The organism is Nocardioides marinisabuli (assembly GCF_013466785.1).
Classification (GTDB): Bacteria; Actinomycetota; Actinomycetes; order Propionibacteriales; family Nocardioidaceae; genus Nocardioides; species Nocardioides marinisabuli.
Genome location: NZ_CP059163.1, coordinates 1,171,479 through 1,196,414 on the forward strand (window position 1 = coordinate 1,171,479; position 24,936 = coordinate 1,196,414).

The following is a 24,936-nucleotide window of genomic DNA, read 5'->3' on the forward strand; positions in this document are numbered from 1 at the left end:
CAGGGCGGCTCAGAAGCGCTTGCGCCGGCGCATCGACAGCGAGCGGCCGTCGGGGTCGTGGAGCAGCTGGTAGCCGGGCACGGCGAGCAGCTGGCGCGCCAGCGGCAGCCGCGGCTCGGGCAGGCGTCGCAGGCGCCCCGGGGGCCGCTCGCCCACGCGGCCGCCGTCGTGCCAGGCCTCGAGGGCGTCGGCGCTGGCCGCGAACCGGGCGAACATCTCGGCCGGGTCGACGCAGTCGGCCATCACCTCGAGCAGCCCGGCGTCGTCCATGTCGTCGAGGCAGGTCAGCTCGTCGGGGTCGAGCCGGTCGAGGTGCTCGGCGGCGAGCGTCAGCCGCAGCCGGCGCGCGAAGCCGGCGCGGTCGCCGTCGGTGCCGCGGTCGATGACGGCGGCCGAGAGCTCGGAGTCGTTGGTCCAGGAGCGGCGGCAGAAGTTGTCGGACCCGATCGAGGCCCAGGAGTCGTCGAGCACGCAGACCTTGGCGTGCACGTAGACGGGGGTGCCGGCGTGGTTCTCCAGGCCGTAGAACGCGACGCGGTCGGGCGCCTCCAGCAGCAGGCGCTGCACCCCGCGCAGCCGCCCCAGCACCTGGGGGTCGCGGGCGAACCAGCCGTCCTGGTCGGGGTACTGCGGCAGGACGGCGACCAGGTGCAGCCCCGGGTTCTCCTGCAGCGCGTCGACCAGCACGCTGCTCATCTCGTGGCCCCACAGGAACTGGTCCTCGACGTAGACGAGCTCGCGGGCGTGCCGGACCGCCTTGGTGTAGCCGCGGGCCACCGACCGCTCGCCCCGGGGGGCGAAGTCGAAGGCCCACCCGGCGCCCAGCACGGGGTAGGTGCGCAGCAGCTGCACGGCGTGGTCGGCCCCGGGCACCTCCGGCGGGGGCGGGGCCTGCGGCGGCAGCGGACGCTGGGCCTCGTCGAGGTCGGCGCGGGCGTCGCGCCAGCGGCGTACGGGGTTGCGCGAGGTGGGCGTGGAGTCCTCCCAGCGCTCCCGGAAGACGGTCTCGACGTCGTGCACCACGGGTCCCTGCACGGCCAGCTGCACGTCGTGCCACGGCGGGCGCTCGCCGTACTCGTCGGCGACGTGGATGCTCTGCGGGTCGCCGTGGTGCAGCGCGTCGTCGCGGCGGCCGTGGCACAGGTCGATGCCGCCGACGAAGGCGATGTCGCGGGTGGGGTCGTCACGGTGCCGGACCACGCAGAACTTCTGGTGGTGCGCACCCACCCGGGTCACCCGCATGTCGAGCTGGACGTCGCCGCCGCGCTCCTGCAGCAGCGCCCCGAGGTCGCGGTGCTCGTCGTGGGCGTAGCCGAAGAGCCCCGACTGCGAGCGCCACACCAGGGCCCGCACGTCGACGCCGCGCTCCAGCGCACGCCCGAGCACCTCGACCAGCTCGCTGGCCGGGTCGTCGTCGAGGCGCTGGTCGGGGTTGGACTGCCAGTCGGTGAACCAGACCAGGTCGCCCTCGCCGGTGGCCTCGACGCAGCGGCGCAGCTCGGCGAAGTAGGTGGCCCCGTGCACCAGCGGCCGGGCCAGGTTGCCGGTCGTGAAGGCGGCGTCGGGGTGCGCCTCGTCGAGACGGGTCGCGGGGTTGCCCCGCTCGTCGCGGGACAGGAACCAGTCACGCGGGTCGGGCATCGGGGGCATGGGTGGAGGCTAGACCTCCACCTCCCCCGCTCAGGTCAGCGGCAGGTGCGGGCCCAGGTCGGCGCGCTGACCGGAGGCGCTGACCCGCCCGGCGTCCTCGGCCTCGGCCCAGGTCAGCGCGCCCGTGGCCAGCGCGATCCAGGTGGCCCCGTCGGTCTCGACCACGGCCGGCGGGGTGCCCCGGGTGTGGCGCACGCCGGGGATGACCTGCACGGCGGCGTACGGCGGGACCCGGACCTCGACCGAGGCCCCGGGCGCGCGCTGGTCGAGGACGGCCAGGAAGTGCTTGACCAGCAGCCGCAGATCGGCGCGCTCCTCGGCCCCCGCGGCGAGGCGCTCGAGGGCCTCGGCGACGTCGTCGGGGTCGGCGGGGCGGAGTCGGACGGGCACCGCGGCAGCCTAGTCCCGCCGGGCCGGTCGGTGCGATCGGGTAGACAGGGCGCATGGACCCGCACTCCTCCGGCCGCACCGCCCGCTCGCTCGAGACCCTGCACGCGCTGGGCTACTTCGTGCCCGAGGTCGAGGAGGAGGTCACCGCCCTCGGCGTCCGCCGCGGCCGTGGCGCCTACTTCGCCTCCCGCTCGGCGGCGATGGGCCGGGTCGGGCCGGGCCCGGTCGCCGCGACCTTCTTCGTCTTCTCCCCCTCGCTGGTGGCCCACTTCGTCCCGGCCTGCTGGGAGGCGGCCTCCCCCGAGGACGTGCTGGCGGCGCGCTACCGCGGCGTCGACGCGGCGTACCGGCGGCTGCTGGGCCAGGAGGTCCTCGACTCCCCCGAGATGGCCGAGGCCGCCGAGCTGGGCCGCACCGCCGCCGGGGCGTGCACGCCCGAGGGTCGTGCGCTGTACGCCGCGCACGCCGACCTGCCCTGGCCCGAGGCGCCCCACCTGGTGCTCTTCCACGCCCTCACGCTCGTGCGCGAGCACCGCGGCGACGGCCACGTCGCGACCCTGCTGGGCCACGGCCTGACCGGCCTGGAGTCGCTGGTCACGCACACCGCGACCGGCACCGGCTTCACGGTGCCGGCCGCCCAGGCGACCCGGGGCTGGTCCGACGAGGAGTGGGCGGCCTGCTCGGCCGACCTGCAGCAGCGCGGGCTGCTCGGCGCCGACGGCGCCCTGACCGACCAGGGCGTGGCGCTGCGCACCTCGGTCGAGACCGCCACCGACGAGCTCGGGCACGCCCCGTGGGCCGCGCTGGGCGACGAGGGCGCCGACCGGCTGCGCACCCTGGGCCGTCCGTGGGTCAAGCAGATGGTCGCCGGGGGCGTCTTCCCCACCGGCGTGCTGGCCTGAGCGCCGTCCGGGGGCGACGTGCCCGAGGGTGACAGCGTCCACAAGCTCGCGCGGCGCCTCGACCGGGCGCTGCGCGGGCGCACCGTGGCGCGCTCGGACCTGCGGGTGCCGAGGCTGGCCACGCGCGACCTCGCCGGGCGCGAGGTGCTCGAGCACGCCACCCACGGCAAGCACCTGCTGACCCGCTTCTCGGGCGACGTCACCCTCCACAGCCACCTGCTGATGGACGGAGAGTGGTCGGTGACCCGGCCGGGCCGCCAGTTGCCGCGACGCCTGCAGCCCGACGTCCGCGTGGTGCTCGAGACCACTGAGGGCTCCACGGCCTGGGGGCTGCGCCTGCACCAGCTCGAGCTGGTGGCCACCTCGCAGGAGGCGCAGGTGGTCGGCCACCTGGGCCCCGACCTGCTGCACGACGACCTCGACACCGCCGAGGCGGTGCGCCGGCTGCGCGCCGACCCCGAGGTGCCGCTGGTCAGCGCCATGCTCGACCAGACGAAGGTGGCCGGGCTGGGCAACCTGTGGGCCAACGAGCTGGCCTTCGTCCTCGGCCGCAGCCCCTGGACGCCGGTCGGCGAGGTCGACGTCGAGCGGCTGGTCACGCTCGCGGCCCGGGCCCTGCGGCACTCCGCGACCGTGCCGGGCGCCTACCAGGTCACGACCGGCACGGGTCGCCGCGGCGAGTCGCACTGGGTCGCGGGGCGCCAGCGCCGACCGTGCCTGCGCTGCGGCACCGTGGTGCAGATGGTCGACGAGGTGCCGAACGACCCGGCCAACCGGCGTACGTGGTGGTGCCCGCACTGCCAGCCCGGCCCGGCCCGCCCGGCGCGCTGACCTCGCTGTCGGCTCAGAGGGCGTCGAGGACCTCCAGGGTGCGGGTCCAGGCGGCCGAGGCCGGGTCGACGACGGTGAAGTGGTCGCCCTCGACCTCGACCAGCTCGGCCTGTGCGCCCGCGGCGAGCGCGGCGTCGACGTAGCGCTGCGACTGGGTCGGCGGCACGATCGTGTCGTCGCGCCCGTGCACGCACCACACCGGCTGCTCGAGCGGGACCTGGCTCAGCGGGTCGACCGCGGTGTCCGCGGGGTCGGAGACGTCGGGGGCATGACCGAGGAACGCCGCGACCGCACCCCCGCCGAGCCCGGCGGCGTGCGCCCCGGCGAGGTCGAGCACCCCGGCCTGCGAGACGACGTGGGTCAGCTCGACGCCACCGGCCCAGCGGTCGTGACGGGTGCGCGAGGCCGCCCAGGTCGCCAGGTGACCGCCCGCGGAGTGACCCACGGCCACCACCGGCGCGGTGGCGAGGTCGAGGTCGGTGGTCGCGAGCAGGTCGATCCCGGCGGCGACGTCGTCGAGCGTCTCGGGCACCCCACCACCCCCGCCGTCCCCGCCGCCGACGCGGCGGTACTCCAGCGCCAGTGTCGCCCACCCGGCCGCGACCAGGCTCGGCACCAGCGGCTCGGCGTACTCGATGCCGTACTCCGCCTTCCAGAACCCGCCGTGCACGACCACCACGACCCCGCGCGGGGTGCCCGCGGGCCGGGTCAGCACGGCGTACTGGCTGGGGTCGTCGCCGTACGTCAGTCGCTCGGTGGTGGAGCCGTCGGCGGGAGCGGGCACGGTCGGGACCTCCTGGGAGCCGGTGGCGCAGGCCCCCACGGCGGCGAGGCCGGCGAGGGCGGGCAGGGTCAGCAGGCTACGTCGGCGCACACCCCTGCTTCGTAGCCGCGGCCACCCCCGATGCCGAGCAGTCACTTGTGAACCATCCACCGGTCACTTGTGCACCCTTCTTCAGCACCACGAGGGGCGGAAGTGACTGCTCGATGGTTCACAAGTGACTGCTCGTGCCTCACTCGTCGGGGCCGCGGCGCAGGCGCTTGGTCTGGCTGCGCTGCTTCTTCGCCTCGAGCCGGCGGCGCTGGGAACCGCGGGTCGGCTTGGTGGGCCGGCGCTTGGGGGGAGGTGGCCCGGCCGCCGAGCGCACGAGGGCCGCGAGCCGTTCCCGGGCGGCGCGGCGGTTGGCCAGCTGGGTGCGGAACTCCGAGGCCGCCACCGTCAGCACCCCGTCGACCAGCCGGCCCGAGAGCGCGTCGAGCACCCGGGAACGCACCACCGGGGGCAGCGACGAGGCCGCGACGTCGTACGACAGCTCGACGCGGGAGTCGGTGGTGTTGACGCCCTGCCCGCCGGGGCCGGAGGAGCGCGAGAAGCGCTCGGTGAGCTCGGCCCCCGGGATCACCAGGGTCCGGGTCACCGGCAGGTCGTCAGCCACCGCTCATCGTCAACCGGTCACAGGGTCGCGGCGACCACGGCGGGGTCGCCGGCCAGCGCGGCCGGCAGCGTCGCGGTCCACGCCGAGCGGAGCCGGAGCAGGTTGAGGGCGAACGAGCCCTCGACGACCAGCTCGTCGCCGCCGGTGCGGCCCAGCTCGGTCACCGGCACGCCGTGGCGCCCGGCCAGCTCGAGCAGCGCCGGGGCGTCGGCGTCGGCGACGGTGACCACCGCGCGCCCGGCCGACTCGGCGAAGAGCGCCAGGAACGGGTCGCCGCCGGCGACGGCGGCCAGGTCGACGGTGACGCCGCACATGTTGCTGATCGCGGACTCGGCCAGGGTCTGGGCCAGGCCGCCGTCGGAGACGTCGTGGGCGCTGGTGAGCAGCCCGACGCCCTCGTGCAGCACCCGCGCCAGCGCCTGCTCGGCAGCCAGGTCGACCTGCGGCGGGAGGCCGCCGAGGTGGCCGTGCACGACGTGGGCCCACTCCGAGCCGGAGAGCTCCTCGCGGGTCTCGCCGAGCAGGAAGACGCTCTCGCCGCGGTCGTCACCCTCGACGGCGCGCCAGCCGGTCGGCGTACGACGGGTGACGTCGTCGATAACGCCCAGCACGGCCACGACCGGCGTGGGCAGGATCGCCGTCTCGCCGGTCTGGTTGTAGAGGCTGACGTTGCCGCCGGTGACGGGGATGCCGAGCTCGAGGCAGCCGTCCTTGAGGCCGCGGCAGGCCTCGGCGAACTGCCACATCACGTCGGGGTCCTCGGGCGAGCCGAAGTTGAGGCAGTCGGAGATCGCCAGCGGCACCGCGCCGCCGGTGGCGACGTTGCGGTAGGACTCGGCCAGCGCCAGGCGCGCGCCGGTGTAGGGGTCGAGCTTGGCGAAGCGGCCGTTGCAGTCGGTGGCGACCGCGACGCCGAGGTTGCTCTCCTCGTCGATGCGGACCATGCCCGAGTCGGAGGGCTGGGAGAGCACGGTGTTGCCGCGCACGTAGCGGTCGTACTGGTCGGTGATCCACGACTTGTCGCAGAGGTTGGGGCTGGCGACCAGGCGCAGCAGCGTCTCGCCCAGCTCCTCGCCGGTGGTCGGCCGGGGCAGCGCCTCGGCGGCGTCGGCCTGCAGCGCGTCCTGCCAGGCCGGGCGGGCGAAGGGGCGCTCGTACGTCGGCCCGTCGTGGGCCACCGAGCGCGGCGGCACGTCGACCACGCGCTCGCCGTGCCAGTCGATCTCGAGGCGGCCGGTGTCGGTGACCTCGCCGACCACGACGGCCTCGACGTCCCACTTGGCGCAGATCGCCATGAACGCCTCGACGTCGCCGGGCTCGACGACGGCCATCATCCGCTCCTGGCTCTCGCTCATGAGGATCTCCTCGGGAGCCAGGGTCGAGTCGCGCAGCGGCACCCGGTCGAGCTCGACGTGCATGCCGCCGTCGCCGGCGCTGGCCAGCTCGGAGGTGGCGCAGGAGAGCCCGGCGCCGCCGAGGTCCTGGATGCCGGCGACCAGGCCGGCGGCGAAGATCTCGAGGGTGCACTCGATGAGCAGCTTCTCCATGAACGGGTCGCCGACCTGCACGCTGGGCCGCTTCGCGGGGCCGTCGGCGTCGAAGGTCTCGCTCGCGAGCACGGAGACGCCGCCGATGCCGTCGCCGCCGGTGCGGGCGCCGTACAGGATCACCTGGTTGCCGGCCCCCGAGGCCTTGGCCAGGTGCAGGTCCTCGTGGCGCAGCACGCCCACGCACAGCGCGTTGACCAGCGGGTTGCCGAGGTAGGTCTCGTCGAAGACGGCCTCGCCGCCGATGTTGGGCAGGCCCAGGCAGTTGCCGTAGTGGCCCACGCCCTCGACGATCCCGGGCAGCACCCGGTGGGTGTCGGGGGCGTCGAGGGGGCCGAAGCGCAGCGGGTCCATCACCGCGACCGGGCGCGCGCCCATGGCCAGGATGTCGCGCACGATGCCGCCGATGCCGGTGGCGGCACCCTGGTGCGGCTCGACGTACGACGGGTGGTTGTGCGACTCGACCTTGAAGGTGACGGCGTAGCCCTGGCCGACGTCGATGACGCCGGCGTTCTCGCCGATGCCGGCCAGCATCTTGCCGGCGGGGGTCTCCTGGGGGATCTCGGAGAACTGCTTGAGGTGCACCTTGGAGGACTTGTAGGAGCAGTGCTCGCTCCACATCACCGAGTACATCGCCAGCTCGCTGGAGGTGGGCCGGCGCCCGAGGATCTCGCGGATCCGGGCGTACTCGTCGGCCTTCAGACCGAGGTCGGACCAGGGCTGCTCACGGCCCGGGTCGTCGGTCGCGACCGCGACGGTGTCGAGAGCGGAGACGCGGGGCTGCGGGGAGTCCTCAGGCACGAGGGTCAATCTACCGGCGCCCCCGACCGCGGCTGCGCCCGACCGTCGGGTGACGGGTCGTCGGGCCACCGCACCCCCTCTGACCTGGGAAAACTACACGTCTGTAGTTCACGGTGAAGGCTGTTACTCGTGTGACTGGAGTGGTTAAGGTGGCGCAGCCCGACCCGTCGGGCGTCGTTCTTCCCCGCCTCGTAGGAGCCCCCTGATGCCCCGACAGACCTCCCCCCGGGTCCGCCTCGCCCTCGCCGGCGCACTCAGCGGCGCGCTCGCGACCACCGGGGTCCTGGCCCTGGTCCCGCTCGCCTCCGCCGCCGACCAGGGCAGCGCGTCGGCCCCCACGAGCAGCACCGGCGACCGCCGGGCCCCGACGGTCGAGGAGGGCCAGGTGGTCACCCCCGGCGACTTCACCGGCTACGGCTTCGACCAGTGCCTGGCGCCCACCCAGAAGTCGATGAACACCTGGTGGCGCACCTCGCCGTTCTCGGCGGTCGGCATCTACATCTCCGGCAAGTCCCGCGCCTGCCGCGACCAGCCCAACCTGACCCCCACCTGGGTGGTCAAGCAGGCCACCAAGGGCTGGCGGCTGCTGCCGATCACCCTCGGCCCGCAGGCCTCGTGCCAGCCGCGCTTCCCGCGCTACGACGACGACGTCACCATCGACCCCCGCCCCGGCAAGAACGGCCAGTACGTCAAGGCCCTCAAGATGGGCCGGCGCGAGGCCGTCTCGGCCGTCGCCGCCGCCAAGGCGCTCAAGATCGCCGAGGGCAGCACGCTGTGGTACGACCTCGAGGGCTTCGACCACAACAACACCGCCTGCCGCGAGTCGGCGCTGTCCTTCCTCTCCGGCTGGACCCAGAAGCTGCACCGCCTCGACTACGTCTCGGGCGTCTACTCCAGCGTCTCCTCGGGCATCAAGGCCCTCGACGACGCCCGGGTGAGCCGACCCGACCGCTTCGAGCTGCCCGACGCCATCTGGCTGGCGCGCTGGGACGGCGTCGCCAACACCTCCAGCAGCTACATCCGTGAGGACGGCTGGCGCCCCGGCGGCCGCGTCAAGCAGTACCGCGGCGGCCACGACGAGACCTGGGGCGGGGTGCGGATCAACATCGACTCCAACTTCCTCGACCTCGGCAAGGGCAGCACCGCCCGACCGGCCGCCGAGATGTGCGGCGGCACCCGCGTCAACTACACCTCCTACGAGCTGCTGCGCCCGCCGCGCGAGACCAGCGGCGGCACCAAGAAGTCCGACCCCGACAAGGTCGCGGCCCTGCAGTGCCTGCTCAAGCAGCGCGGCTACTTCGACACCGACATCACCGGCACGTACGGCGGCCGCGTCGTCACCGCCACCAAGGCCTGGCAGCGCGACCACGGCTTCGCCGAGCAGGACCTCTGGTCGCGCAAGCACTGGATGTCGCTGCTGGCCTCCGGCTCGAAGGTCACCACCAAGTACGGCTCCAGCGGCGACGCCGTGCGCCGGCTCCAGCGCGCCCTCAACGCCGCCTCGCCGAAGGCCCGGGTCGTCGTGACCGGCGTCTACGGCCCCGCGGTCGAGACGGCGGTCAAGGACTGGCAGGAGCGCGTCGGGATGAGCGCCTCCGGGGTCGTCAACGCGAAGACCTGGAAGAAGCTGCAGGCCGGCGCCCGGGGCTGAGGCCCCCGGCGCGGGCCGGTCAGCCGACCGGGGGGCCGGCCAGCAGCGCCACGCCGGTCAGCGCCGCGACCGCGGCCGCGCCGGTGACCGCGCCCCGGCCCGGGTGGCGCACCAGCCAGGAGACCGGGCGCTCCAGCCCCACGGGGGCGGCGGTCCGCAGCCGCCACGCGCTCCCGAGCAGCCCGCGCCGGTCGGCGTACCGCTCGAAGGGGAGGGTGGCCAGCGGGGGCACCGCGCTCGCGAGGCCGAGCAGGGTCCGACCGGCGCCCCAGCGCTGGTCGACGGCGACCACCACGGTCGCCACGGCGTAGGCCACGAAGACCACGCCGTGCAGCATCCCGAAGACGCTCACCGCGACGTCGGTGGTCTCGGTGACGTACTTGAGGAACATCCCCACCAGCAGCAGCGACCAGGTCACCGCCTCGGCGCCCGCGAGGCCGCGGAAGAGCAGGCGTGGGCTCACGCGAGCACGGCCTCGACGAGGCTGGTGAAGAAGCCCAGCCCGTCGGTGCCGGAGCCGGTGAGGTCCTCGACGGCGTGCTCGGGGTGCGGCATCAGGCCGACCACGTTGCCGCGCTCGTTGCTCACGCCCGCGATGTCGCGCAGCGAGCCGTTGGGGTTGTGGTCGAGGTAGCGGGCCACGACCTGCCCCTCGCCCTCGAGCCGGTCGAGGGTGGCCTCGTCGGCGACGTAGCCGCCCTCGCCGTTCTTGAGCACGACCGTGATCTCCTGGCCGGCCTCGTAGGCGGAGGTCCAGGGAGTGTCCGCGCGCTCGATGCGCAGGCGCTGGTCGCGGCACACGAACTTGCGGTGGTCGTTGCGGATCAGCGCACCCGGCAGCAGGTGCGACTCGCAGAGGATCTGGAAGCCGTTGCAGATGCCCAGCACCGGCATGCCGCGCTGGGCCGCCTCGACGACCTCGGCCATCACCGGCGAGAACCGCGAGATGGCGCCGCAGCGCAAGTAGTCGCCGTACGAGAAGCCGCCCGGCAGGACGACCGCGTCGACGCCCTTGAGGTCGTGCTCGCCGTGCCACAGCGCGACGGCCTCGTTGCCGCCGATGCGCACGGCGCGCTGGGCGTCGACGTCGTCGAGGGAGCCCGGGAAGGTGACGACGCCGATCTTCACGCCTGCACCTCGGCGGTCTCCTCGACGCGCACGGTGAAGTTCTCGATGACGGGGTTGGACAGCAGGGTCTCGGCCATCCGCGCCACCTCGGCGAGCACCTCGTCGGTCACCTCGCCCTCGACCTCGAGCTCGAAGCGCTTGCCCTGGCGCACGTCGGCGACGCCGGAGAAGCCCAGGCGCGGCAGGGCGCCGAGCACGGCCTTGCCCTGGGGGTCGAGGATCTCGGGCTTGGGCATCACGTCGACGACGACTCGGGACACGGGGCGCTCCTGGAGGAGGAAGGGTCGGAGAACACCCCGATCCTAGGCGCCGCCCCGACGGCTCACCCGCTCGGTCCCACCCCCACCGCGGCATGATGGGGCCATGAGCATGAACGCAGCGTCCCGCGCCCGCACGGCCCTGCCGCTGGAGTTCCCCCAGTCGCTGGCCGTCTACGACGACTACGCCGACGCCCAGCGCACCGTCGACCACCTCTCCGACAACAAGTTCCCCGTCGAGCACCTGATGATCGTCGGCACCGACCTCAAGCGGGTCGAGCGGATCACCGGGCGCCTGACCACCGGCCGGGTGGCCGCCGGCGGGCTGGCCTCGGGAGCCTGGTTCGGCACCTTCATCGGCCTGGTCTTCACGATCTTCACCGAGGAGGGCTTCCTGGCGACCTTCCTGCCGGTCGTGGTGATCGGCGCGCTCTTCGGCATGGTCTTCGCCCTGGTCGGGTACGCCGCCTCGCGCGGGCGGCGCGACTTCTCCTCCGTCACCCAGGTCGTGGCGACCCGCTACGAGGTGCTCGTCGAGCACAAGCACCTCGCCCGCGCCCGCGAGCAGCTCGCCGACCTGCCCGGCGCGCTGCCCAACCCCTTCGCCTGACCCGGCCCAAATCTCGCGCTGACCCGGCTCATATCTCTCACTGACCCGGCCCGAACCTCTCGACGAGAAGTTCGGGCCGGGTCAGGGTGATGTTTGCGCCGGGTCAGGGTGAAGTTTGCGCCCGGTCAGGGTGAGATTTGCGCCGGGTCAGGGTGAGATCTGCGCCGGGTCAGGGGCGGCGCTGGAGGACCACGATGGCCAGGGCGACGCCGAGGCCGGCGAGGACCGGCCCGAGGGTGCCCAGGGTGCGGTCGCCGCCGGGCTCCCCTGCCGCGCCGTCGTAGGAGAGGCCGAGGTAGGTCACCACGGCCCCTCCCACCAGCATCACGGCCGCGACGGCCAGCCCGAGGATCCGGGCACCGGTCACGACAGCTCGCGCTTGAGGATCTTGCCGGTCGCGGTCATCGGCAGGTCCTTGCTGAACTGCACGATGCGGGGGTACTTGTAGCCGGCCATCTGCTCCTTGCACCAGGCGACGATGTCGTCCTCGGTGACGGTGGAGCCCTCGTTCATGATCAGGACGGCCTTGATCTCCTCGCCGTGCGACTCGTGCGGCACGCCGATGACGGCGGCCAGCGAGACGTCGGGGTGGCTCATCAGCACCTCCTCGATCTCGCGCGGGTACACGTTGTAGCCGCCGCGGATGATCATGTCCTTGGAGCGGTCGACGATGTAGTACCAGCCGTCCTCGTCCTTGCGGCCCAGGTCGCCGGAGCGGAACCAGCCGTCCTGGATGGACTCCGCGGTCGCGTCGGGGCGCCCGTAGTAGCCCTTCATGATGTTGTGGCCCTTGATCGCGATCTCGCCGACGGCGTCGGGGCCGGTCTCGGTGATGTCGCTCCAGTCGCCGGGCTCGGGGCTGATCAGCTTCATCTCCACGCCGGGGATGGGCGTGCCGATCGAGCCGGGGCGCGGCTCCTCGCCGTACGGCGAGAAGGAGGCGACGGGGCTGGTCTCGGACAGGCCGTAGCCCTCGAGGATGGTGACGCCGAACTTCTTCTGGAAGTCCTTGTGGACCTCCACGGGCAGCGCCGAGCCGCCGGCCGCGGCCACGCGCAGGTTGGCGGCCAGCGAGGAGACGTCGTGCTCGGGGGTCAGCGCACCCAGCAGGCCCCAGTACATCGTCGGCACACCGGCGAAGAAGGTCACCTTCTCCTTGAGCATCAGCGACAGGGCCGGCTCGGCCTCGAAGCGCGGCAGCATCACGACGGTGCCACCGAAGGCGAAGGCGCCGTTCTGGATGACGGTCTGGCCGAAGGAGTGGAACAGCGGCAGCACGCACAGGTAGGTGTCGGGCTTGGCCGGGTCGGCGCCGAAGAGGTCGGTGCCGGCGAGCGCGTTGTCGCGCATGTTGCGGTGGCGCAGCTCGGCGCCCTTGGGCTGCCCGGTGGTGCCGGAGGTGTAGAGGATGACGGCGGTGTCGTCCTCGTCGGTGGCCACCGTGTCGAAGGTGGGCGGCTGCTGGGCCATCGCGCGGCCCATCGTCTCGGTGCCCTCGATCGGCGACTCGGCGGCCGGGTCGGCGGTGATCATGAAGAAGTGCTCGCAGGAGTCGGTCTCGCTGAACCCGGCGTGGCCCTCGGTGCCGATCGGCAGCTCGGGGGTGCCCTGGAAGCAGAAGAACGCCTTCGCGTCGGAGTCGGCGAGGTGGTAGGCCACCTCGCGGCCCTTGAGCAGCACGTTGAGCGGCACCACGGTGGCGCCGGCCTTGAGGATGCCGTAGTAGACGATCGAGAAGTACGGCAGGTTGGGGCAGCTCAGGGCCACCTTGTCGCCGGGCTGGACGCCGCGCGAGGCCAGCAGGTTCGCGACCTGGTTGGCGGCGCCGTCGACCTGGGCGTAGCTGAGCCGGGTGTCGCCGAAGATGATCGCGTCGCGGTCGCCGAACTCGCCGGCGGTGCTCTCGAGCAGGGTCGCAAGGTTGTAGCTGGTCACGCGGTGGCCTCCGTCACGTTGGTGGATGGCCCCAACCTACCGACGGGTCCTCAGGCGGACGAGGCCCCCTGGCACAACCTGGCCGCTCGGCGCAGGTCGGCGCGCACCGGGAGCACCGAGCCCAGGCTGAGCAGCAGCCCGAGCGGGCGCAGCGGCCCGGGCCCGCTGATGCGGAAGCCGAAGGTGACGTCGCAGCCCGCCGCGGTCGGGGCGAAGGACAGCTCGAGGCTCGCGCGCACCGCCCTCCAGGTGCCGACCTCGGCCCAGCGCCGCGGCCGGTCGTACGCCGTGGTCTCCATCGCCGGTCGCAGGCCCGGGCGGGTCACGTCGACCCAGCGCTGGCCGACCCCCACCTCGCCCTCGACCTGCTCGACGCCGGCCAGGCTCGACTGCCACTGCGCCCGGTGGCGCGGATCGACCAGGTAGTCGAAGGCGGCCTCGGCCGAGCACGGGAAGGCGACGGTGCCGCCCACGGTGCGCTCGCGGCTCACCACGCCTGCCCGGTGAGCAGCTCGTAGGCCTCGACGTAGCGGGCGCGGGTGCGCTCGACGACCTCGGCCGGCAGCGCGGGCGGCGCCTCGCCGGAGGCGCGGTCCCAGCCCGACTCGGGCGAGAGCGCCCAGTTGCGCACGATCTGCTTGTCGTACGACGGCTGGGTGCGCCCCGGCTGCCAGTCGTCGGCGGGCCAGAAGCGCGAGGAGTCGGGGGTGAGCACCTCGTCGCCGAGCACGACCGCGCCGGCGGGGTTGCGGGCCGCGCCGGCGGAGCGTCCGAACTCGAGCTTGGTGTCGGCCAGCAGGATGCCGCGCTCGCGGGCCAGCTCCTCGGCGCGGCGGTAGACCGCCAGGGTCAGCTCGCGCAGGTGGGCGGCGTCCTGCTCGCCGATCCGCTCGGCGACCGCGGCGTAGGAGACGTTCTCGTCGTGCTCGCCCAGCTCGGCCTTCGTCGCGGGGGTGAACACGGGCTCGGGCAGCCGGCTGCCGTCGACGAGGCCGGGGGGCAGCGCGACCCCGCACACCTCGCCGGTCGCGTCGTAGTCGAGCAGCCCCGAGCCGGTCAGGTAGCCGCGGGCCACGCACTCGACGGGGAACATGTCGAGCCGCTCGCAGACCACCGCGCGGCCGGCCACCGCGGCCGGCACGTCGGTGGAGAGCACGTGGTGGGGCACCAGGTCGGCGAGCTGCTCGAACCACCACAGCGACATCCGGGTCAGGATCTCGCCCTTGTCGGGGATCGTCGTGTCGAGCACGAAGTCGAAGATCGAGAGGCGGTCGCTGGCCACCACGAGCAGCTGCCCGGCGTGCTCGCCGGCCTCGACCTCGTAGAGGTCGCGCACCTTGCCCGAGTGCAGGTGGCGCATGCCGTCGAGGGCGGGGGCGGGCGGGATGTTGAGGTCGGCGCTCACTCGCCCAGCCTAGGGCCGCCCCAGGAACGGCGACGGGGCCGGCCCGGAGGATCGCTCCTCCGGACCGGCCCCGCCGGTGCTGCTGGTGCTGCTGGGTGCTGCTGGGTGGTGCTGGGTGGTGCTGGGTGTCAGCGACGCAGGTCGTCGCGGTGGTCGTGCGCCGGGTGCAGCTCGGCGTTGCGGGCCGCCTCCTGGGCCGCCTTGCGCTCCGAGCCGCTGGGACGCGGCTCGGGGGCGGGCGAGCCCTCGCCGAGGCCCTCGGTGCTGACGGCGTACGTCGCCACGGCGTGGGCGATCGCGCCGGACATCTCCGCGATCGCGTCGCTGCTCACGTTGTCGCGGTCGTCGCACTCCTGGTGGTAGCAGGGGTCGTAGGCCTCGCCGGCGGTGCCGCCGTAGATCGCGGCCTGCTCCTCGGTCTTGACGCCCTCGGCGCCGGTGAACAGGCCACCGGACGGGATGTCGACGCCCTCGGCGATGAACGGGCCGTAGTCGGAGCGGCCGCTGAACGGGGTCGCCTCGGAGGGCAGGTCGACGCTGTCGAAGTACTCGTTGAACATCGCCTCGATGTCGTCGGAGCCGGCGGGGCCGACCGCGCCGCCACCCTCGGAGTTGTCGCCGTCGTAGACGAAGCGCACGTAGTTGGGCGAGCCGACCATGTCGAAGTTCAGGTAGAGCGCGATCTCGTCGGTCTCCCCGGCCTCCACCAGCTGGTCGATGTAGTACTCGGAGCCGAGCAGGCCGAGCTCCTCGGCACCCCACCAGGCGAAGCGCACCTGGTTGGTCAGGCGGCCCTTGCCGCCGTTGCCCTTGGCCTTCTTGCCCTTCTTCTTCTCCTTGGCGTCGAACTTGGCCAGCTTGACCGCGGTCTCCAGGATCGCGCCGGAGCCCGAGCCGTTGTCGTTGATGCCGGGGCCCTCGGGCACCGAGTCGAGGTGCGAGCCGGCCATCACGACGTTGTCCTTGTCGCCGCCGCGGGTCTCGGCCAGGACGTTGTAGGTCGTGCGGATCTCAGACGTCGTGTCGGTGGTCAGGGTGACCTCGGTGCCGGCCGGGTCGTAGAGGTCCTGGCCGACGGCGAAGGAGGTGCCCACGACGGGGATGGTGTAGCCGGGCTGGCCCAGGGTGCCGGCGAAGGAGTCGGTGGCGCCCTCCGCACCGGAGTTGAAGATGATGACGCCGGTGGCACCGGCGTCCTGCGCGTTCGTGGCCTTGGTGCCGAAGGTGCACCCGCCGCGCTGGATCAGCGCGATCGAGCCCGCGGGGAAGTCGGTGAAGTCCGTGGCCCCGCAGCCGCTGGTGCCCGCACCGGGGGTGGCCGTCGTGTCGACGGGGGCCACCGCTCCGCTGGCCTCGCCCGAGCCGGAGTAGGTCATGATCGAGAAGTCCTCGGGCGAGTCGTACGTCGTCGCGTCCGGGGCGGTCTGCGCGAGCGTGGCCGGCGCGTTCTCGACGAAGTAGGGGAACTCGAACTCCTGCACCTCGGGCTCGTAGCCGACCCGCTCGAGGGTCCGCACGATGTAGCGCACGCTGGCGTTGTAGCCGGGGGTGCCCGAGGCACGGTTGCCGTCGAACTTGTCGGCGATCGCCTGGAGCTTGTCGAGGTGCACGTCGATGCCCTCGGCCTTGACCCGCTTGGTCAGCTGCTTGGGGAGGTCGAAGCCCTTGTCCTTGGGCTTGCCGCGCTCGGCGGCCTGGATGGTGGTGGTGTCGTCGGCGTTGGCGGTGAAGCCGACGCCGCCGGCGACGAGTGCTGCGGCCGTGGTGACGGCGAGTGCCGGCACGGCGGCACGGGACAGTGAACTGAGACGCACGAGTTCCTCCGAGAAAGTCCGCCCGCTCCCCCGGTCGTCCAGGGGCGGGCATGTCATGTGCGCGTCACCCTAGGCAGCGTGTGACCCAGCCCACAAGAGGCGCGCCGAAGATTCCCGACCGATCGGTCAGTGCCCGGCGCTGGTGCGCCGCCACGGCGGCGGCTGGCCCTGGAGGAACCACTGCATCCTGCGGGTGATCCAGGGCAGCGCGGCGTACGTCATCACCGGGGTCATCACGAGCACGGTCAGCAGGATCCGCACCGGCAGGGCCAGGTCGGCGACGTAGGAGCCGGCCAGCCAGTTGACCAGCACGCTGAGCGGGTAGAAGACCAGGAAGATCGTCACCGCCTGCTTCCAGCGCGGCGGGGGCGGCGGGTTGAGCCGCAGGTCGCGCACGTCGCGGCTGGTGGGCTCGTCGAACCACCCCTCGATGCCCGTACGCCGCTCGACGCGGGACTCGCGCACGCCCAGCCCGACCGCCGCGTGGCGCCACCACTCGCGCTCGTGGGAGTCCTCCCAGCGCGCCAGCGCCTCGGCGTCGGCGAAGCGGTAGAGCATGTGCCAGGTCTCGGAGTCGGCCTCGGGCCGCACCCACCCGGCGCCCAGGAAGCCGGGGAAGCGCTGCGCCAGCGCGGTGCCGGCCTGGAGCCAGCTGACCATCTCGGCCTCCCGGCCGGGGTCGAGGTGCCGGGTGATCGAGACGGTGACGGGGGCACTCATGCCCCGGATCCTCCCGGCCGGCCCCCGGGGCGCCAAACCGGGCGGTGCGACAGGATGGGCCGATGACCCCCAGCGACGGGAAGGAACAACAGGGCCCGGCGGGTTCCGAGGACATGACCCCCGCCGCCACCCACCCGACGACCGGGGACCCGGCCGCCGCCCGGGCCGAGGCGTTCGCCCGGTGGGTCGAGCCCGAGGTCGAGGTGCTGCTGCGGGTGGCCCACACGCTGACCGGCTCCTGGAGCGACGCCGACGACGTCGTGCAGGACACGCTGGTGCGGGCGTGGCGCGCAGCCGACCGCTTCGACGGCCGCCACCCCCGCGCCTGGCTGCTGACCATCCTGCGGCGCACCCACCTCAACAGCCTGCGCCGCACCCGGCCCGACCTGGTCGGCGACGACGTCCTGACCACCCGGCGCCCGGCCTTCGGCAGCGCCCGGGCCGCCTCGCCCGAGCAGATCGTCGACGAGCAGGGCTTCGACGCCGACGTGGCCGCCGCCCTGGCCGGCCTCGGCGAGCAGTTCCGCCGGGCGGTGCTGCTCGTCGACGTCGACCACCTCACCTACGAGGAGGCCGCCGCGGCCCTCGACGTGCCCGTCGGCACGGTCGTCTCGAGGGTCAGCCGGGGCCGCTCCCGCCTGCGCGCCGCCCTGGCCCACCGTCGCCCCGCAGGAGGTGCCTGATGCAAGGACCACGATCGATGCTGGAGTGCTGGTGGTCGGGCCGCGTCCTCGACCGCTACGTCGAGCAGCAGCCCGCCGCACCGCTGGGCCGGGCCGAGCGCGAGCGCCTCGAGCGCCACCTCGCCGTGTGCGGGCGCTGCGCCTCCTCGGCCGCCGAGCGCCGGCGGGTGCACGCCGCGCTCGACCGCCTCGGCGCCGGGCACACCCCTCCCCCGGCGTCCCTGCGCCGGGCCCACGACCTCGTCCGCGACCTGACCCACGGAGACAGCCGATGACCGCGACCACCCGGACCCCCGGCAGCCCCGGCAGCCCCGAGGCAGCGGCCCGCCGCTCCGACCCGCTCACCACCCCCGACGGCGCACCCTGGGACCTGCTGGTCGTCGGCGGCGGCACCGCCGGGCTGGTGGCCGCCCACACCGCGGCCGGGTTCGGTGCCCGCACCCTGCTCGTCGAGCGGCACCGCACCGGCGGCGACTGCCTGTGGACCGGCTGCGTGCCGAGCAAGGCGCTGCTCGCCGCTGCGCACGCCGCCGCCGCAGCCCGGCAGGCGCCGCGCCTGGGCGTGCACGTCGGCGACGTGCGGGTCGACTTCGCGGAGGTGATGCGCCACGTGCACGCGACGATCGAGCGCATCGAGCCGGTCGACTCCCCCGAGCGGCTGCGCGGGGCCGGGGTCGCCGTGGCCCACGGCAGCGTGGTGATGACGGGGCCGCAGAGCGCGGTCGTGGACGGCGAGCCGGTGCGGTTCGCCCAGGCGCTGCTGGCCACCGGCTCCTCACCGAGCGTGCCGGGCATCCCCGGGCTGGCCGACTCCGACCCGCTGACCTCCGACGACGTCTGGGACCTCACCGAGCTGCCGGGGCGCCTGCTGGTCCTGGGCGGCGGTCCGATCGGCTGCGAGCTCGGCCAGGCCTTCGCCCGCCTCGGCAGCCGGGTCGACATCGTCGAGGCCGGCCCTCGGATCCTCGGCCCCGAGGACGCCCACGCCGCCGCCCTGGTGCGCGCCTCGCTGCGCGCCGACGGTGTCGAGCTGCACGAGGACGTCTCCCTCGAGCGCGTCGAGGGCGTGCCGGGCGGGGTCACCGCGCACCTCTCCGACGGCACCCGCCTGCAGGCCGACCGGGTCCTGGTCGCCGTCGGCCGCGCGCCCGGCACCCGCGACCTGGACCTGGCGGCCGCCGGCGTCGAGCTGACGGAGCGCGGCCACGTCGTCGTCGACGGCGCGCTGCGCACCACCAACCCGCGCATCTGGGCGGCCGGCGACCTGACCGGCCACCCCGCCTTCACCCACGTGGCCGGCATGCACGGCAGCCTCGCGGCCTCCAACGCCGTGCTGGGCCTGCGCCGCAAGGTCCGGCTCGACACGGTCCCGCGGGTGACCTACACCCAGCCCGAGGTGGCCTCCTTCGGGGTCGGCACCGAGAGCGACGACCCGTCCCACACGGTGCACCGCGTCGACGCCGGCGAGGTCGACCGGGCGGTCGCCGAGGACGACACCGACGGCGAGGTCGCGGTGGTGCTCGACGGCCGGGGCCGGCTGGTGGGCGCCCGCGTCGTGGGGCCCCGCGCCGGTGAGGTGCTGGCCGAGCTCACGCTGGCCGCCCAGGCCGGCGTCAGCCTGCGCACCGTCGCGGGCACCATCCACCCCTACCCGGCGTGGAGCGACGGGGTCTCCAAGGCCGCGCTCTCGCGGACCCGCGAGGAGCTGGCGAAGCCGGTGCCGGCGACCGTCACCCGGGTCCTGGCGCGCGGTCGGCGTCGCTGGGTGCAGCACCGCGCGTCCGCCGCTGCCGCCACACCCCCAGCACGGTGAGCAGCACCAGCGCCGCGATCGCCAGCAGGAACGGCGGCGAGCCGGGGTCGGTGCCGAACGCGCCGACCGCCACGTAGACCGCCGAGCCCGGCACGATGCCCAGCGCCGTGGCGCCGGCGTACGAGCGGGTGCTCACCGAGGTCAGTCCGAAGGCGTAGTTGGCCGTGCTGAACGGCACCAGCGGGATCAGCCGGGCCAGCAGCACCGTCGCGAAGCCGTTGTCGCGCACCCGGTCGTCGAGGCTGGCGAAGCGCTGGCCGGTGAGGCTGCGCACAGCGTCGCGGCCCAGGAGCCGGCTGACGAAGAAGGCGGCGACGGCCCCCAGCACCGCCGCGGCGAGCACGGCGGCCAGCCCGGTGCCGAAGCCCAGCAGCAGCCCGCCGAGCACCGTCATCACCGCGGTCGGGCCGGCCGGCAGCAGGCTGACGGCGGCGTAGGCCGCCACGAAGGCGGGCACCGCCCACGCGCCGAGCCCGTCGAGGGTCGAGCGCAGCTCGGCCTGGCTGGGCAGGCCGACGCTCAGCTGGAGCCCGACGGCGAGCGCGACGAGGGCCAGCAGCACCCCGGCCTTGACGACGGTCGCGCGGTTCATCGCTCTCCTCCGTCCTGCTGGGCCTGCTGGGGCTGCTGGGGCAGCGAGGGCTGCCGGGGCAGCACGTGGCAGCGGTCGGGGGGCAGCACCAGGCGCGCGGGCTCGCCCGGCACGACCGCGGAGCCCACCGGCAGGTGGGCGCGCAGCGGCGTGCCGTCGGCCAGGGCGACCTCGACGACGACGTGGGTCCCGGCGAAGCGGACCTCCTTGACGGCCGCGTCGACGACACCGGCCCGGGCGGCCCGGGCGGACCCGGGGCCGGTCCGCCAGGAGCAGCGCCTCGGGCCCGCACGACGAGCACCGCCGACCCGGCGGGGGCGCCGGTCGGCACCCGCAGCGTGCCGTCGGGGCTGGTGAAGCAGCCGTCGGCGACCTCGCCGGCGAGCTCGTTGACCGGGCCGAAGTAGCGCGCCGTCGCCAGGGTCGCGGGCCGGGTGTAGACCTCCTCGGGGGTGCCGCCCCCGACGACCCGGCCGCGGTCGAGGACCAGCACCCGGTCGGCGACGTCCACGGCCTCGTCGCGGTCGTGGGTCACGAAGAGGGTGGTCACCCCGAGCTCGTCGTGCAGCCGGCGCACGAGGGTGCGCATGTCGGCGCGCAGCTCGGGGTCGAGCTGGCTGAAGGGCTCGTCGAGCAGCAGCACGCGGGGGCGGCGCAGCAGGGCGCGGGCCAGCGAGACGCGCTGCTCCTGCCCGCCCGAGAGCTCGTGGGGCCGACGGGTCCCGAGGTCGTCGAGACGGACCCGGCGCAGCATGTCGGCGACCTCGGCCCGTTCGTGGGACCTCAAGGCGCCGGCCATCCGCAGCCCGAACCCCACGTTGCGGGCGACGTCGAGGTGCGGGAAGAGCAGCGGCTTCTGCAGCACCAGCCCGACCGGGCGGCGCTCGGGCGGGCTGCCGAGCACCTCGACGCCGTCGATGCTCACACTCCCGGAGTCGGGGCGCTGCAGCCCCGCGAGCACCCCCAGCGTGGTGCTCTTGCCGCAGCCCGAGGGGCCCAGCAGGGCGGTGAAGCTGCCGGGCTCGAGGTCGAGGTCGAGGTGGTCGACGGCGACGGTCTCGCCGAAGCGGACCACCAGGTCGCGGGCGACCACCCGGGCCGCGGGGGCGGAGGCGTCGCCGGGACGCGGTCGGGGCTCACGCACGGGAGACCCCCATCCACGCGACGTCGCGCCCGGCCACCCGGGTCAGCGCCAGCACGAGCAGCACCGGGGGCGCCACGACGAGCAGCCCGAGGGCCGCGGCGGCGGTGCGGTCGGAGGACTCGATGGCCGAGAAGAGCAGCAGCGGCAGGGTCGTGACCCGGCCGCCGCCGACGAGGAGGGTCAGCACGTACTCGCTCCAGGAGATGAGGAAGGTCAGCAGGAAGGCGGTCACCAGCGCCGGGCGCAGCAGCGGCAGGCTCACGTGGAGCAGGGTCGCCACCGGGCCGGCACCGAGCACCCGGGCGGCCTTCTCGTGGTCGGTGTCGAGGTCGGCGTGCGCGGCGGCGAGCAGGCTGGCGGCGTACGGCACGGTCGGCACGAGCTGGACCAGCACCACGCCGGCGACGGTGTCGGAGAGGCCGTAGCGCACGAAGAAGACCTGCAGGCCCAGGGTGACCGCCAGCGGCGGCACGATGATCGGCGCCAGCAGCAGGAACTGCACCAGACGGCGGCCCCGGAAGCGGTGCAGGCCCAGGGCCCGGCCCGCGGGCAGGCCGACCAGGCAGGCGAGCGCCGCGACGCTGGTGGAGACCAGCACCGAGGTGCCCAGCGCACCCACGACGCCCTCGCTGCCGAGCAGCCGCAGGCCGCGCAGGCTCAGCTCGGGCGGCAGCAGGTCGGGGTAGCGCCACGCGCCGGCCACCGCCCACAGCACCACGGGCAGCATCGGCAGCAGGGTGACGACCGCGACGACGGCCACGGCTGCGCCGCGCCACGGGCTGCGGGTCACAGCGACCGCCTCGTGAGCCCGCCGACGAGGCGCAGGTAGACCAGCGCCGCGACGGTGGTCAGCAGCGCGATCAGCACCGCGAGCGCCATCGCCTCGGGCCGCGAGGTCAGGTCGATGTCGCGGTAGCGCTGGAAGGCCTCCACCGACAGCGTCGCCGGGTAGGGGCGACCCAGCAGCCGCGGCACCTCGTAGGAGGCGGTGACGAAGGCCAGCACCAGCACCGAGGCGGCCGCCACCGGCGGGGCGAGCACCGGCAGCGTCACCTCGCGCAGCCGCTGCCAGCGCGAGGCGCCCAGGGTCGCGGCGACGTCCTCGAGGTCGCCGACGCGGCGGCTCAGCGCCGCGAGCGCCACGACCGCGACGAAGGGCGTCTCCTTCCAGGTGTACTCCGCGATGATCCCCCAGCCGAAGGCGTCCTGGGTCAGCGCGGGCACGTCCTGCACCGAGTCGACCAGCCCGAGGCGGTACGCCGCCCGCGAGAGCAGGCCGGAGGGCGAGAGCAGCAGGCCGATGGCCAGCGCCCCCACCAGGTGCGGCACCGCCAGGGTGCCGTGGAACAGCGCGGCGAGCCGGCGGCGTCCTCCCAGCCGGCGCACCAGCAGGGCGAGCGCGGTGCCGAGGACGGCGGCGGCCGCGGTCGAGATCAGCGAGACCCGGGCGGTGAGCAGCAGGGAGGCGCGCACCGCGGGGTCGGCGACCACGCGGCGGTAGGCGTCGAGCGTCCACCGCGACTCCCCCACGACCGGTGCGTACCCGAGGCTCTGGAGCACGGCCTGGAGCACCCCGCCCACGACGAAGACGCCGACGACCAGCAGGGCCGGGGCCAGGAGCAGGGCGATGCGCAGGCGCGGGCTCACTCCTCGCCCCGCAGGACCTGTGCCCTCCAGTCGTCCTCGATGCGGGCGAGGGTCGCGCTGTCGAGCTCGGGCAGGGCGTCGGCGGTGAGCTCGGCGGGGGTCAGCACCGAGGGGCCCGCGTCGACCGCGGCGAAGCGCTCGGCCAGGGCGGGGTCGAGGGTGTCGAGGTCGACGACCGGGAAGATGCCGGTGGCCTCGTAGAGCCCCAGCTGGACCTCGGGGTCCTGCAGCACGTCGGCGAGCACCATCGCCCCCGCCCGGTCCTCCGCGTTGGCGGGCACGCCGACGAAGGAGACGTTGGAGATGTTGCCGACCGACAGCACGGTCTCGCGGGTGCTCCCGGGGAAGACGCCGTCGGCCACCAGGCTGCTCACCGCCCCGGGGCCGTAGGTCAGGAAGGCGCTGATCTCGCCGTCGGCGTAGAGCTTCTCGACCTCCTCCTGGCTGACCGGGTAGGTCTCGCCGCCGCGCCAGAAGCCGTCGGAGGCCGCCACGAGGCGGTCGAAGGTCTCGTCGCGGGCCTGCTCGTAGACGGCGTCGTCGAGCCCGCCGTCCTCGGCCGCGGCGGTGACCGTCTCGGCGCCGAGGGTGTCGTAGAGGAAGGTGCGCACCGCCATCGAGCCGGTGAAGTCGGGCGGGGCGGGGTGGGTGAAGCGCCCCGGCTCCCGGGCGGTCCAGGCCAGCAGCGACTCGACCGACTCGACGTCGGCCTCGTCGAGCACCGCGCTGTCGTAGACCAGCGCCGAGCTGGCCTGCTGCCAGGCCGCCTCGCAGCCCTCGACCGGCACCCCGAAGTCGGTGGCCACCGCCGGGTCGTCGAGGTCGACGTACCGGGCGTTGGGCAGGTCGGCGGTCCAGCCGCAGGCCCACAGGTCGGCCTGCACACCGGTGGCGAAGTTCTCGCCGTTGACCCAGATCGCGTCGACCGACCCGCCCGAGGTGCGCCCGGCCTGCTGCTCGCCGAGCACCTTGTTGACCGCCTCAGCGGTGTCGGTGATCTTGACCTGGTTGAGCGTGATGCCCAGCGCGGCCAGCCGGTCGGCCACCTCGCCGTTGACGAAGTCGTTGAGCCGCTGGTCGCCGCCGTACATGTACCAGTCGACGCTCTGGCCCTCGGCCTGGGCGAGGACGGCGTCCCAGTCGGAGGTGTCCACGGCGACGGCCTCCTCCGGCCCGCCGCCGCACGCGGAGGCGAGCAGGGCGGTGGCGGCGAGCGTCGCCGTCAGGGCGGCGGCGCGGGCGGGGCGGGTCACGGGGTCTCCTCGGCAGGGCGGGTCTCGGGGGTGGTTCGGAGCGGCCGCCGGTCCTGGATGCCCGGGCTCCGCTCACCCAGGCTCCGCACACCCAGGGCGATGCGCTGGAGGGCGGTCAGGGCGACCATCGCGGCGAAGACCCACAGCACGGTCTCGGCGTGGCCGGGCAGCAGGCACAGCACGGCGTAGGCCAGCACGGTCTCGGTGCCCTCGGCCAGGCCACCGACGAAGAGCACGGAGCGGCCGTCGCCGCGGGCGCCGCGCTTCTCCAGCAGCGGCGCGAGGGTCAGGAAGGCGGTCCCCGACACGTAGTAGGTCAGCAGCAGCACCAGGCAGGCCAGCCGCGCCTCGGGCACGGCGACCCCGACCGCGAGCACGAATCCGCCGTACACGCTGAAGTCGGCGAGCAGGTCGAGGTAGCCGCCCAGGTCGGTGGCGCCGCGGCGGCGAGCGAGGGGGCCGTCGAGGCCGTCGAGGAGCCGGTTGGCCAACCACAGGACCAGCGCCGTCGACCAGTGCGAGGTGGCCACGGCGACGCACGCGGCGAGGCCCACCAGCCAGCCGAGACCGGTGACGGCCAGCGGACGCACGCCCAGCCGGTCGAGGCCGGCCGCGGCCGCGTCGAGGCCCGGACCGAGGGCGCGGCGCGCGGGTGCGTCGAGCACGGTGGCTCCTCCTGGGTCCGGGATCGGGGGCGTCCTGGACCGGGAACCCGGTGGGACCCCCA

Annotated in this window: 26 protein-coding genes and 2 pseudogenes; 7 read left to right on the top strand and 21 right to left on the bottom strand. The window is 74.4% G+C overall.

Annotated elements, in window-relative coordinates; translation table 11 throughout:
* Positions 1-9: 9 nt before the first annotated feature.
* Both H0S66_RS05670 and H0S66_RS05675 read right to left on the bottom strand, forming a co-directional pair.
* Positions 10-1,650, bottom strand: a complete 1,641-nt coding sequence (locus H0S66_RS05670) for a phospholipase D family protein (protein ID WP_218876230.1) — start codon at positions 1,648-1,650, stop codon at positions 10-12.
* Positions 1,651-1,680: 30 nt separating this feature from the next.
* Entirely contained in the window at positions 1,681-2,040 is a 360-nt protein-coding gene (locus H0S66_RS05675; protein WP_179614526.1) for a sterol carrier family protein, read from the bottom strand.
* Positions 2,041-2,093: 53 nt separating this feature from the next.
* Between H0S66_RS05675 and H0S66_RS05680 the strand changes: the two genes are divergently transcribed.
* Together H0S66_RS05680 and H0S66_RS05685 are read left to right on the top strand one after the other, a co-directional pair.
* Entirely contained in the window at positions 2,094-2,942 is an 849-nt protein-coding gene (locus tag H0S66_RS05680; protein ID WP_179614527.1) for an SCO6745 family protein, read from the top strand.
* A gap of 18 nt (positions 2,943-2,960) precedes the next feature.
* Positions 2,961-3,773 (top strand): DNA-formamidopyrimidine glycosylase family protein, encoded by an 813-nt coding sequence (locus tag H0S66_RS05685; RefSeq protein WP_179614528.1) that lies wholly within the window; start codon positions 2,961-2,963, stop codon positions 3,771-3,773.
* Between the two features lie 13 nt (positions 3,774-3,786).
* On the opposite strand, the gene H0S66_RS05690 is transcribed toward H0S66_RS05685, so the two are convergent.
* The 3 genes from H0S66_RS05690 to purL form a co-directional block, all read right to left on the bottom strand.
* A complete protein-coding gene (locus H0S66_RS05690; protein WP_179614529.1) occupies positions 3,787-4,647 on the bottom strand; it encodes an alpha/beta hydrolase family protein in 861 nt (286 codons plus the stop codon).
* Between the two features lie 139 nt (positions 4,648-4,786).
* Positions 4,787-5,209 carry an alternative ribosome rescue aminoacyl-tRNA hydrolase ArfB gene (gene arfB, locus H0S66_RS05695; protein ID WP_179614530.1) on the bottom strand — a complete coding sequence of 141 codons (423 nt, stop codon included), beginning with the start codon at positions 5,207-5,209 and terminating at the stop codon, positions 4,787-4,789.
* 17 nt (positions 5,210-5,226) lie between these two features.
* Positions 5,227-7,557, bottom strand: a complete 2,331-nt coding sequence (gene purL, locus H0S66_RS05700) for a phosphoribosylformylglycinamidine synthase subunit PurL (RefSeq protein ID WP_179614531.1) — start codon at positions 7,555-7,557, stop codon at positions 5,227-5,229.
* A gap of 205 nt (positions 7,558-7,762) precedes the next feature.
* Between purL and H0S66_RS05705 the strand changes: the two genes are divergently transcribed.
* Entirely contained in the window at positions 7,763-9,208 is a 1,446-nt protein-coding gene (locus tag H0S66_RS05705; RefSeq protein ID WP_179614532.1) for a glycoside hydrolase domain-containing protein, read from the top strand.
* 19 nt (positions 9,209-9,227) lie between these two features.
* On the opposite strand, the gene H0S66_RS05710 is transcribed toward H0S66_RS05705, so the two are convergent.
* Genes H0S66_RS05710 through purS form a run of 3 tightly spaced genes read right to left on the bottom strand, consistent with a single transcriptional unit; the run spans position 9,228 to position 10,596 of the window.
* On the bottom strand, positions 9,228-9,671 hold the full coding sequence (locus H0S66_RS05710) for a DUF3817 domain-containing protein (protein ID WP_179614533.1): 444 nt from the start codon (positions 9,669-9,671) through the stop codon (positions 9,228-9,230).
* The gene (gene purQ, locus H0S66_RS05715) at positions 9,668-10,336 is read right to left on the bottom strand and encodes a phosphoribosylformylglycinamidine synthase subunit PurQ (protein ID WP_179614534.1); all 669 of its coding nucleotides are present in this window, start codon (positions 10,334-10,336) and stop codon (positions 9,668-9,670) included. Before purQ ends, H0S66_RS05710 begins: the two co-directional genes overlap by 4 nt.
* Positions 10,333-10,596 carry a phosphoribosylformylglycinamidine synthase subunit PurS gene (gene purS, locus H0S66_RS05720; protein WP_179614535.1) on the bottom strand — a complete coding sequence of 88 codons (264 nt, stop codon included), beginning with the start codon at positions 10,594-10,596 and terminating at the stop codon, positions 10,333-10,335. Before purS ends, purQ begins: the two co-directional genes overlap by 4 nt.
* 103 nt (positions 10,597-10,699) lie before the next feature.
* Between purS and H0S66_RS05725 the strand changes: the two genes are divergently transcribed.
* A complete protein-coding gene (locus tag H0S66_RS05725; RefSeq protein WP_179614536.1) occupies positions 10,700-11,203 on the top strand; it encodes a YflT domain-containing protein in 504 nt (167 codons plus the stop codon).
* 169 nt (positions 11,204-11,372) lie between these two features.
* Here H0S66_RS05725 and H0S66_RS05730 read toward each other — a convergent pair whose 3' ends face one another.
* The 6 genes from H0S66_RS05730 to H0S66_RS05755 all read right to left on the bottom strand — a co-directional run bounded on the left by H0S66_RS05730 (position 11,373) and on the right by H0S66_RS05755 (position 17,077).
* A complete protein-coding gene (locus H0S66_RS05730) occupies positions 11,373-11,570 on the bottom strand; it encodes a hypothetical protein (RefSeq protein ID WP_179614537.1) in 198 nt (65 codons plus the stop codon).
* The gene (locus tag H0S66_RS05735; protein WP_179614538.1) at positions 11,567-13,138 is read right to left on the bottom strand and encodes a long-chain-fatty-acid--CoA ligase; all 1,572 of its coding nucleotides are present in this window, start codon (positions 13,136-13,138) and stop codon (positions 11,567-11,569) included. The genes H0S66_RS05730 and H0S66_RS05735 overlap by 4 nt, the downstream gene beginning before the upstream one ends.
* A gap of 50 nt (positions 13,139-13,188) precedes the next feature.
* Positions 13,189-13,632 (bottom strand): SRPBCC family protein, encoded by a 444-nt coding sequence (locus H0S66_RS05740; protein ID WP_179614539.1) that lies wholly within the window; start codon positions 13,630-13,632, stop codon positions 13,189-13,191.
* Positions 13,626-14,498, bottom strand: coding sequence for a phosphoribosylaminoimidazolesuccinocarboxamide synthase (locus H0S66_RS05745; protein ID WP_179617201.1), 873 nt, complete (start codon positions 14,496-14,498; stop codon positions 13,626-13,628). The genes H0S66_RS05740 and H0S66_RS05745 overlap by 7 nt, the downstream gene beginning before the upstream one ends.
* A gap of 173 nt (positions 14,499-14,671) precedes the next feature.
* A complete protein-coding gene (locus H0S66_RS05750; RefSeq protein ID WP_179614540.1) occupies positions 14,672-16,327 on the bottom strand; it encodes a M28 family metallopeptidase in 1,656 nt (551 codons plus the stop codon).
* A 156-nt stretch (positions 16,328-16,483) separates the two neighbouring features.
* The gene (locus tag H0S66_RS05755; protein WP_179614541.1) at positions 16,484-17,077 is read right to left on the bottom strand and encodes an antibiotic biosynthesis monooxygenase; all 594 of its coding nucleotides are present in this window, start codon (positions 17,075-17,077) and stop codon (positions 16,484-16,486) included.
* A gap of 62 nt (positions 17,078-17,139) precedes the next feature.
* On the opposite strand from H0S66_RS05755, the gene H0S66_RS05760 reads away from it, so the two are divergent.
* The 3 genes from H0S66_RS05760 to H0S66_RS05770 are packed head-to-tail and all read left to right on the top strand — an operon-like array spanning position 17,140 to position 19,573.
* Entirely contained in the window at positions 17,140-17,760 is a 621-nt protein-coding gene (locus H0S66_RS05760) for an RNA polymerase sigma factor (protein ID WP_246305113.1), read from the top strand.
* Complete coding sequence (locus H0S66_RS05765) at positions 17,760-18,035, top strand: anti-sigma factor family protein (protein WP_179614542.1); 276 nt, start codon at positions 17,760-17,762, stop codon at positions 18,033-18,035. The genes H0S66_RS05760 and H0S66_RS05765 overlap by 1 nt, the downstream gene beginning before the upstream one ends.
* Entirely contained in the window at positions 18,032-19,573 is a 1,542-nt protein-coding gene (locus H0S66_RS05770; RefSeq protein ID WP_179614543.1) for a dihydrolipoyl dehydrogenase family protein, read from the top strand. The genes H0S66_RS05765 and H0S66_RS05770 overlap by 4 nt, the downstream gene beginning before the upstream one ends.
* On the opposite strand, the gene H0S66_RS05775 is transcribed toward H0S66_RS05770, so the two are convergent.
* The 7 genes and pseudogenes from H0S66_RS05775 to H0S66_RS05805 form a co-directional block, all read right to left on the bottom strand.
* Entirely contained in the window at positions 19,491-20,165 is a 675-nt protein-coding gene (locus H0S66_RS05775; protein WP_179614544.1) for a TVP38/TMEM64 family protein, read from the bottom strand. The genes H0S66_RS05770 and H0S66_RS05775 overlap by 83 nt on opposite strands.
* Positions 20,166-20,284: 119 nt before the next feature.
* A pseudogene (locus H0S66_RS20965) lies at positions 20,285-20,527 on the bottom strand (hypothetical protein); the annotation flags it as partial.
* Between the two features lie 317 nt (positions 20,528-20,844).
* Positions 20,845-21,309, bottom strand: a pseudogene (locus H0S66_RS20970) (ABC transporter ATP-binding protein); the annotation flags it as partial.
* Positions 21,302-22,099: an ABC transporter permease gene (locus H0S66_RS05790; protein WP_218876234.1), complete on the bottom strand. Its 798-nt coding sequence runs from the start codon at positions 22,097-22,099 to the stop codon at positions 21,302-21,304. The pseudogene H0S66_RS20970 and the gene H0S66_RS05790, both read right to left, overlap by 8 nt.
* On the bottom strand, positions 22,096-22,956 hold the full coding sequence (locus tag H0S66_RS05795) for an ABC transporter permease (protein WP_179614545.1): 861 nt from the start codon (positions 22,954-22,956) through the stop codon (positions 22,096-22,098). Before H0S66_RS05795 ends, H0S66_RS05790 begins: the two co-directional genes overlap by 4 nt.
* Positions 22,953-24,209: an ABC transporter substrate-binding protein gene (locus H0S66_RS05800; protein WP_179614546.1), complete on the bottom strand. Its 1,257-nt coding sequence runs from the start codon at positions 24,207-24,209 to the stop codon at positions 22,953-22,955. The genes H0S66_RS05795 and H0S66_RS05800 overlap by 4 nt, the downstream gene beginning before the upstream one ends.
* Complete coding sequence (locus tag H0S66_RS05805) at positions 24,206-24,874, bottom strand: CDP-alcohol phosphatidyltransferase family protein (protein ID WP_219633622.1); 669 nt, start codon at positions 24,872-24,874, stop codon at positions 24,206-24,208. The genes H0S66_RS05800 and H0S66_RS05805 overlap by 4 nt, the downstream gene beginning before the upstream one ends.
* Positions 24,875-24,936: the final 62 nt, after the last annotated feature.